Source organism: Lacisediminimonas profundi (genome assembly GCF_008831265.1).
Taxonomy (GTDB): Bacteria; Pseudomonadota; Gammaproteobacteria; order Burkholderiales; family Burkholderiaceae_D; genus Lacisediminimonas; species Lacisediminimonas profundi.
Window position 1 is genome coordinate 445,697 of the sequence record NZ_VTTH01000004.1, and the last position, 8,926, is coordinate 454,622.

2 tRNA genes and 5 rRNA genes are annotated in these 8,926 nt (G+C 51.4%); all 7 read left to right on the top strand.

Annotated features, from left to right (window positions below):
* The first annotated feature begins 98 nt into the window (after positions 1 to 98).
* The 7 genes from FVE66_RS14500 to rrf (FVE66_RS14530) all read left to right on the top strand — a co-directional run bounded on the left by FVE66_RS14500 (position 99) and on the right by rrf (FVE66_RS14530) (position 8,886).
* Positions 99 to 2,974 (top strand): 23S ribosomal RNA (locus FVE66_RS14500).
* A gap of 147 nt (positions 2,975 to 3,121) precedes the next feature.
* Positions 3,122 to 3,234, top strand: a 5S ribosomal RNA gene (gene rrf, locus FVE66_RS14505).
* 403 nt (positions 3,235 to 3,637) lie between these two features.
* A 16S ribosomal RNA gene (locus tag FVE66_RS14510) occupies positions 3,638 to 5,168 on the top strand.
* 123 nt (positions 5,169 to 5,291) lie between these two features.
* A tRNA-Ile gene (locus FVE66_RS14515) sits at positions 5,292 to 5,368 on the top strand.
* Positions 5,369 to 5,378: 10 nt separating this feature from the next.
* Positions 5,379 to 5,454: transfer RNA gene (locus FVE66_RS14520), tRNA-Ala, on the top strand.
* Positions 5,455 to 5,750: 296 nt separating this feature from the next.
* A 23S ribosomal RNA gene (locus FVE66_RS14525) occupies positions 5,751 to 8,626 on the top strand.
* 147 nt (positions 8,627 to 8,773) lie between these two features.
* Positions 8,774 to 8,886 (top strand): 5S ribosomal RNA (gene rrf, locus FVE66_RS14530).
* The 16S, 23S and 5S rRNA genes sit together here with 2 tRNA genes alongside, the layout of an rRNA operon.
* The last annotated feature ends 40 nt before the right edge of the window (positions 8,887 to 8,926 follow it).

Consider the following 8,926-nt stretch of genomic DNA (forward strand, 5'->3'; position numbering starts at 1 on the left):
ATGTAAAGAGTTCTCAAAAAGACGAATCTCTTTGGATACGGCAAACACGCGAACTCAACTTTTCTATAACGCTCTCGCAAGAGAGATCAACGTTATAGGGACAAGTGAATAAGTGCACATGGTGGATGCCTTGGCGATTACAGGCGATGAAGGACGTAGTAGCCTGCGATAAGCTGCGGGGAGCTGGCAAACAAGCTTTGATCCGCAGATTTCCGAATGGGGAAACCCGGCCGAAAGGTCATCACTCACTGAATACATAGGTGTGTGAAGCGAACGTGGCGAACTGAAACATCTAAGTAGCTACAGGAAAAGAAATCAACCGAGATTCCCAAAGTAGTGGCGAGCGAAATGGGAACAGCCTGCAAGATTTAGCATCAGCGATAGTGGAACGCTCTGGAAATGGCGGCCATAGAGGGTGATAGCCCCTTACACGAAATCCCTGGTGTGGAACTAAGCTTGCGACAAGTAGGGCGGGACACGTGAAATCCTGTCTGAACATGGGGGGACCATCCTCCAAGGCTAAATACTCGTAATCGACCGATAGTGAACCAGTACCGTGAGGGAAAGGCGAAAAGAACCCCGGAAGGGGAGTGAAATAGATCCTGAAACCGTGTGCATACAAACAGTAGGAGCGGACTTGTTCCGTGACTGCGTACCTTTTGTATAATGGGTCAGCGACTTACATTCAGTGGCAAGGTTAACCGTATAGGGAAGCCGTAGAGAAATCGAGTCCGAATAGGGCGTTCAGTCGCTGGGTGTAGACCCGAAACCAAGTGATCTACTCATGGCCAGGATGAAGGTGCGGTAACACGCACTGGAGGTCCGAACCCACTAATGTTGAAAAATTAGGGGATGAGCTGTGGGTAGGGGTGAAAGGCTAAACAAACTTGGAAATAGCTGGTTCTCTCCGAAAACTATTTAGGTAGTGCCTCAAGTATCACCATCGGGGGTAGAGCACTGTTATGGCTAGGGGGTCATCGCGACTTACCAAACCATTGCAAACTCCGAATACCGATGAGTGCGAGCTTGGGAGACAGACGTCGGGTGCTAACGTCCGGCGTCAAGAGGGAAACAACCCAGACCGCCAGCTAAGGTCCCAAAGATTGGCTAAGTGGAAAACGAGGTGGGAAGGCTAAAACAGTCAGGAGGTTGGCTTAGAAGCAGCCATCCTTTAAAGAAAGCGTAATAGCTCACTGATCGAGTCGTCCTGCGCGGAAGATGTAACGGGGCTAAGCCAGTCACCGAAGCTGCGGATATATCTTCGGATATATGGTAGGAGAGCGTTCTGTAAGCCTGCGAAGGTGTCTCGTAAGGGATGCTGGAGGTATCAGAAGTGCGAATGCTGACATGAGTAGCGATAATGGGGGTGAAAAGCCCCCACGCCGTAAGCCCAAGGTTTCCTGTTCAACGTTCATCGGAGCAGGGTGAGTCGGCCCCTAAGGCGAGGCAGAGATGCGTAGCTGATGGGAAGCAGGTTAATATTCCTGCACCGTCGTTAGATGCGATGGGGGGACGGATCGCGGAAGGTTGTCCGGGTGTTGGAAGTCCCGGTTTCTGTGTTGGAGAAGGCTACTAGGCAAATCCGGTAGCGTAATTCAAGGGCATGGAACGAGCGGCCTTGTGCTGCGAAGCAATCGGAAGTGGTCCCAAGAAAAGCCTCTAAGCTTCAGTCTAACGAGACCGTACCGCAAACCGACACAGGTGGGCGAGATGAGTATTCTAAGGCGCTTGAGAGAACTCGGGAGAAGGAACTCGGCAAATTGGTACCGTAACTTCGGGATAAGGTACGCCCTTGTAGTTTGACTGGCTCGCGCCAGAAGGACGAAAGGGTTGCAATAAACTGGTGGCTGCGACTGTTTAATAAAAACACAGCACTCTGCAAACACGAAAGTGGACGTATAGGGTGTGACGCCTGCCCGGTGCTGGAAGATTAAATGATGGGGTGCAAGCTCTTGATTGAAGTCCCAGTAAACGGCGGCCGTAACTATAACGGTCCTAAGGTAGCGAAATTCCTTGTCGGGTAAGTTCCGACCTGCACGAATGGCGTAACGATGGCCACACTGTCTCCTCCCGAGACTCAGCGAAGTTGAAATGTTTGTGATGATGCAATCTACCCGCGGCTAGACGGAAAGACCCCATGAACCTTTACTGTAGCTTTGCATTGGACTTTGAACCAATCTGTGTAGGATAGGTGGGAGGCTTTGAAGCGGGGACGCTAGTTCTCGTGGAGCCAACCTTGAAATACCACCCTGGTTTGTTTGAGGTTCTAACCTTGGTCCGTTATCCGGATCGGGGACAGTGCATGGTAGGCAGTTTGACTGGGGCGGTCTCCTCCCAAAGTGTAACGGAGGAGTTCGAAGGTACGCTAGGTACGGTCGGACATCGTGCTAATAGTGCAATGGCATAAGCGTGCTTAACTGCGAGACTGACAAGTCGAGCAGGTACGAAAGTAGGACATAGTGATCCGGTGGTTCTGTATGGAAGGGCCATCGCTCAACGGATAAAAGGTACTCTGGGGATAACAGGCTGATTCCTCCCAAGAGTTCATATCGACGGGGGAGTTTGGCACCTCGATGTCGGCTCATCACATCCTGGGGCTGTAGCCGGTCCCAAGGGTATGGCTGTTCGCCATTTAAAGTGGTACGTGAGCTGGGTTTAAAACGTCGTGAGACAGTTTGGTCCCTATCTGCCGTGGGCGTTGGAAATTTGAAGGGGGCTGCTCCTAGTACGAGAGGACCGGAGTGGACGAACCTCTGGTGTACCGGTTGTCACGCCAGTGGCATTGCCGGGTAGCTAAGTTCGGAAGAGATAACCGCTGAAAGCATCTAAGCGGGAAACTTGCCTTAAGATGAGATTTCCCGGAGACTTGATCTCCCTGAAGGGTCGTTCGAGACCAGGACGTTGATAGGTCAGGTGTGGAAGCGCAGTAATGCGTTAAGCTAACTGATACTAATTGCCCGTGCGGCTTGTCCCTATAACCTTGATAAGGTGTAGGCAAGTGAATAGCGTAATGCCAGTTTGAGCATTCACGCCCGCCAAAATTTGTTGTAACTACTTCTTCCAGATTGGATTGCTTGTTCGAGCTAGCAGCAACAGCTCAACAAACAATCGACAAGTCATGCCTGATGACAATAGCAAGTCGGAACCACCCCTTCCCATCCCGAACAGGACCGTGAAACGACTTCGCGCCGATGATAGTGCTGCAACCAGTGTGAAAGTAGGTCATCGTCAGGCTTTTATTCGAAAACCCCCTGAGAGTCTCAGGGGGTTTTTTATTCTGTAGTAGTTGTGAGGCAACGAACGAACTCCCCGAAATGTTGAACAAGGGGTTGACGGTCAGAAGAAATTGCCCCATAATCTCATCTCTCTGCTGCTGACGAACAAAACGATTCGACAGCGAGCTGCCTGGCCCGGAAGGGCTGGTTGCTAAGTGGAAAAGTTCTTTAAAAATTAACAACCGATAAGTGTGGGCGCTTGATGGAAGTGCGCCGGATGCGCGAAAGCGGATCTGGAATACTTAAAACATGAAGTGCTCACAAAGAAGAAATATAGGAAGGTTCGCAAGAACATTCCTGTCAGTATTTTGAGTGAGCGACGGTTCTTCGGAACCTGCCAGAAATGGCACAAAACAGAGATTAAACTGAAGAGTTTGATCCTGGCTCAGATTGAACGCTGGCGGCATGCCTTACACATGCAAGTCGAACGGCAGCGCGGGGGCAACCCTGGCGGCGAGTGGCGAACGGGTGAGTAATATATCGGAACGTGCCCTGGAGTGGGGGATAACTAGTCGAAAGACTAGCTAATACCGCATACGATCTACGGATGAAAGTGGGGGACCGCAAGGCCTCACGCTCCAGGAGCGGCCGATATCTGATTAGCTAGTTGGTGGGGTAAAAGCTCACCAAGGCGACGATCAGTAGCTGGTCTGAGAGGACGACCAGCCACACTGGGACTGAGACACGGCCCAGACTCCTACGGGAGGCAGCAGTGGGGAATTTTGGACAATGGGGGAAACCCTGATCCAGCAATGCCGCGTGTGTGAAGAAGGCCTTCGGGTTGTAAAGCACTTTTGTCAGGAACGAAACGGTGAGGGCTAATATCCTTTGCTAATGACGGTACCTGAAGAATAAGCACCGGCTAACTACGTGCCAGCAGCCGCGGTAATACGTAGGGTGCAAGCGTTAATCGGAATTACTGGGCGTAAAGCGTGCGCAGGCGGTTGTGCAAGACAGATGTGAAATCCCCGGGCTCAACCTGGGAATTGCATTTGTGACTGCACGGCTAGAGTGTGTCAGAGGGGGGTAGAATTCCACGTGTAGCAGTGAAATGCGTAGATATGTGGAGGAATACCGATGGCGAAGGCAGCCCCCTGGGATAACACTGACGCTCATGCACGAAAGCGTGGGGAGCAAACAGGATTAGATACCCTGGTAGTCCACGCCCTAAACGATGTCTACTAGTTGTCGGGTCTTAATTGACTTGGTAACGCAGCTAACGCGTGAAGTAGACCGCCTGGGGAGTACGGTCGCAAGATTAAAACTCAAAGGAATTGACGGGGACCCGCACAAGCGGTGGATGATGTGGATTAATTCGATGCAACGCGAAAAACCTTACCTACCCTTGACATGTCTGGAACCCTGCTGAGAGGCGGGGGTGCCCGAAAGGGAACCAGAACACAGGTGCTGCATGGCTGTCGTCAGCTCGTGTCGTGAGATGTTGGGTTAAGTCCCGCAACGAGCGCAACCCTTGTCATTAGTTGCTACGAAAGGGCACTCTAATGAGACTGCCGGTGACAAACCGGAGGAAGGTGGGGATGACGTCAAGTCCTCATGGCCCTTATGGGTAGGGCTTCACACGTCATACAATGGTACATACAGAGGGCCGCCAACCCGCGAGGGGGAGCTAATCCCAGAAAGTGTATCGTAGTCCGGATTGTAGTCTGCAACTCGACTACATGAAGTTGGAATCGCTAGTAATCGCGGATCAGCATGTCGCGGTGAATACGTTCCCGGGTCTTGTACACACCGCCCGTCACACCATGGGAGCGGGTTTTACCAGAAGTAGGTAGCTTAACCGCAAGGAGGGCGCTTACCACGGTAGGATTCGTGACTGGGGTGAAGTCGTAACAAGGTAGCCGTATCGGAAGGTGCGGCTGGATCACCTCCTTTCTAGAGTAAGCGCGGAAGTTAAGCGTCCACACTTATCGGTGTGTTAATAAGAAGAAGAACAGTGAACGGTCGGCAGTCGGCAGGAATAGTCTGCCGGGGGTTTGATTGGGTACTGATCCGAAGGGGTCTGTAGCTCAGTTGGTTAGAGCACCGTGTTGATAACGCGGGGGTCGTTGGTTCGAGCCCAACCAGACCCACCATGAAGGTTTCGGGGGTTTAGCTCAGCTGGGAGAGCACCTGCTTTGCAAGCAGGGGGTCGTCGGTTCGATCCCGTCAACCTCCACCAAGACTTCAAACCTAAGTGAGACGGCCAGGTATCGCAAGATATTGGACGGCGCCATTTAGGTTTGATCGTTTGGATCAATAAGCTGTTTTGTTCTTTAACAATCTGGAAGAAGTAAAGAATTTATCAGTTGGAGCTGATGCGTTTGTGATGAGCGCAGAGGTAACGACTGGTGGGTTGTGATTGTATCAATCATAAAGTATGTAAAGAGTTCTCAAAAAGACGAATCTCTTTGGATACGGCAAACACGCGAACTCAACTTTTCTATAACGCTCTCGCAAGAGAGATCAACGTTATAGGGACAAGTGAATAAGTGCACATGGTGGATGCCTTGGCGATTACAGGCGATGAAGGACGTAGTAGCCTGCGATAAGCTGCGGGGAGCTGGCAAACAAGCTTTGATCCGCAGATTTCCGAATGGGGAAACCCGGCCGAAAGGTCATCACTCACTGAATACATAGGTGTGTGAAGCGAACGTGGCGAACTGAAACATCTAAGTAGCTACAGGAAAAGAAATCAACCGAGATTCCCAAAGTAGTGGCGAGCGAAATGGGAACAGCCTGCAAGATTTAGCATCAGCGATAGTGGAACGCTCTGGAAATGGCGGCCATAGAGGGTGATAGCCCCTTACACGAAATCCCTGGTGTGGAACTAAGCTTGCGACAAGTAGGGCGGGACACGTGAAATCCTGTCTGAACATGGGGGGACCATCCTCCAAGGCTAAATACTCGTAATCGACCGATAGTGAACCAGTACCGTGAGGGAAAGGCGAAAAGAACCCCGGAAGGGGAGTGAAATAGATCCTGAAACCGTGTGCATACAAACAGTAGGAGCGGACTTGTTCCGTGACTGCGTACCTTTTGTATAATGGGTCAGCGACTTACATTCAGTGGCAAGGTTAACCGTATAGGGAAGCCGTAGAGAAATCGAGTCCGAATAGGGCGTTCAGTCGCTGGGTGTAGACCCGAAACCAAGTGATCTACTCATGGCCAGGATGAAGGTGCGGTAACACGCACTGGAGGTCCGAACCCACTAATGTTGAAAAATTAGGGGATGAGCTGTGGGTAGGGGTGAAAGGCTAAACAAACTTGGAAATAGCTGGTTCTCTCCGAAAACTATTTAGGTAGTGCCTCAAGTATCACCATCGGGGGTAGAGCACTGTTATGGCTAGGGGGTCATCGCGACTTACCAAACCATTGCAAACTCCGAATACCGATGAGTGCGAGCTTGGGAGACAGACGTCGGGTGCTAACGTCCGGCGTCAAGAGGGAAACAACCCAGACCGCCAGCTAAGGTCCCAAAGATTGGCTAAGTGGAAAACGAGGTGGGAAGGCTAAAACAGTCAGGAGGTTGGCTTAGAAGCAGCCATCCTTTAAAGAAAGCGTAATAGCTCACTGATCGAGTCGTCCTGCGCGGAAGATGTAACGGGGCTAAGCCAGTCACCGAAGCTGCGGATATATCTTCGGATATATGGTAGGAGAGCGTTCTGTAAGCCTGCGAAGGTGTCTCGTAAGGGATGCTGGAGGTATCAGAAGTGCGAATGCTGACATGAGTAGCGATAATGGGGGTGAAAAGCCCCCACGCCGTAAGCCCAAGGTTTCCTGTTCAACGTTCATCGGAGCAGGGTGAGTCGGCCCCTAAGGCGAGGCAGAGATGCGTAGCTGATGGGAAGCAGGTTAATATTCCTGCACCGTCGTTAGATGCGATGGGGGGACGGATCGCGGAAGGTTGTCCGGGTGTTGGAAGTCCCGGTTTCTGTGTTGGAGAAGGCTACTAGGCAAATCCGGTAGCGTAATTCAAGGGCATGGAACGAGCGGCCTTGTGCTGCGAAGCAATCGGAAGTGGTCCCAAGAAAAGCCTCTAAGCTTCAGTCTAACGAGACCGTACCGCAAACCGACACAGGTGGGCGAGATGAGTATTCTAAGGCGCTTGAGAGAACTCGGGAGAAGGAACTCGGCAAATTGGTACCGTAACTTCGGGATAAGGTACGCCCTTGTAGTTTGACTGGCTCGCGCCAGAAGGACGAAAGGGTTGCAATAAACTGGTGGCTGCGACTGTTTAATAAAAACACAGCACTCTGCAAACACGAAAGTGGACGTATAGGGTGTGACGCCTGCCCGGTGCTGGAAGATTAAATGATGGGGTGCAAGCTCTTGATTGAAGTCCCAGTAAACGGCGGCCGTAACTATAACGGTCCTAAGGTAGCGAAATTCCTTGTCGGGTAAGTTCCGACCTGCACGAATGGCGTAACGATGGCCACACTGTCTCCTCCCGAGACTCAGCGAAGTTGAAATGTTTGTGATGATGCAATCTACCCGCGGCTAGACGGAAAGACCCCATGAACCTTTACTGTAGCTTTGCATTGGACTTTGAACCAATCTGTGTAGGATAGGTGGGAGGCTTTGAAGCGGGGACGCTAGTTCTCGTGGAGCCAACCTTGAAATACCACCCTGGTTTGTTTGAGGTTCTAACCTTGGTCCGTTATCCGGATCGGGGACAGTGCATGGTAGGCAGTTTGACTGGGGCGGTCTCCTCCCAAAGTGTAACGGAGGAGTTCGAAGGTACGCTAGGTACGGTCGGACATCGTGCTAATAGTGCAATGGCATAAGCGTGCTTAACTGCGAGACTGACAAGTCGAGCAGGTACGAAAGTAGGACATAGTGATCCGGTGGTTCTGTATGGAAGGGCCATCGCTCAACGGATAAAAGGTACTCTGGGGATAACAGGCTGATTCCTCCCAAGAGTTCATATCGACGGGGGAGTTTGGCACCTCGATGTCGGCTCATCACATCCTGGGGCTGTAGCCGGTCCCAAGGGTATGGCTGTTCGCCATTTAAAGTGGTACGTGAGCTGGGTTTAAAACGTCGTGAGACAGTTTGGTCCCTATCTGCCGTGGGCGTTGGAAATTTGAAGGGGGCTGCTCCTAGTACGAGAGGACCGGAGTGGACGAACCTCTGGTGTACCGGTTGTCACGCCAGTGGCATTGCCGGGTAGCTAAGTTCGGAAGAGATAACCGCTGAAAGCATCTAAGCGGGAAACTTGCCTTAAGATGAGATTTCCCGGAGACTTGATCTCCCTGAAGGGTCGTTCGAGACCAGGACGTTGATAGGTCAGGTGTGGAAGCGCAGTAATGCGTTAAGCTAACTGATACTAATTGCCCGTGCGGCTTGTCCCTATAACCTTGATAAGGTGTAGGCAAGTGAATAGCGTAATGCCAGTTTGAGCATTCACGCCCGCCAAAATTTGTTGTAACTACTTCTTCCAGATTGGATTGCTTGTTCGAGCTAGCAGCAACAGCTCAACAAACAATCGACAAGTCATGCCTGATGACAATAGCAAGTCGGAACCACCCCTTCCCATCCCGAACAGGACCGTGAAACGACTTCGCGCCGATGATAGTGCTGCAACCAGTGTGAAAGTAGGTCATCGTCAGGCTTTTATTCGAAAACCCCCTGAGAGTCTCAGGGGGTTTTTT